Genomic DNA, 551 nt, shown 5'->3' on the forward strand with positions numbered 1-551 from the left:
GCATTCGCCCGGTCATTCAGCGAGGAGTAGAGCGCCTTCCCGTAATCGCCCAGGTGGTCCGTAAAATACAGCTGCCCGTATTCCTGGGAGCCGGACAGGGCCTCACGCTTGATCATCTGGTCCAGCTGCTGGGCAGACATGGACGGCTCTGGCAGGCCTTCCAGGTACTGGTCGGTAATGTCAAAATACATCCCGGGATTTTCCTCCTTCACCAGTTCCTCGCGGATGTACTGGACCACCGCATAGGCATCCTCCGGGGACAGCCACCGCTGGGCGCCCATCTGCCCGGCCCCGTTGGTGATAGTCTGCCACATGCTGTAGGGATCCGAACCATACTTGAACGGGTCACTGTTGAACGAGCGGGCCGTCGGCAGGTTCGAGCTCCCGTCGGCCCCGTGGCAGGCCGCGCAGACCTGCTCGTACAGCTGCCTGCCCTGCCGGAGGGTCTGCTCATTTAAGCTGCGAATGACGGCCGCATGGTCAATAACCGCCCCGGGAGCCTCCGACAGGCGCCTCCCTTCCATCGGCACCTGCTCTTCACCAAAGATCAT

1 protein-coding gene is annotated in these 551 nt (G+C 61.9%); it reads right to left on the reverse strand.

Annotation, left to right across the window (positions count from 1 at the left end; genetic code table 11):
• Positions 1-551: c-type cytochrome (locus tag ACG2F4_RS19410; RefSeq protein WP_395262599.1), on the reverse strand; the 551-nt coding region annotated here is incomplete at both ends.

Source organism: Halalkalibaculum sp. DA3122, assembly GCF_043951865.1.
Taxonomy (GTDB): domain Bacteria; phylum Bacteroidota; class Rhodothermia; order Balneolales; family Balneolaceae; genus JAMQKA01.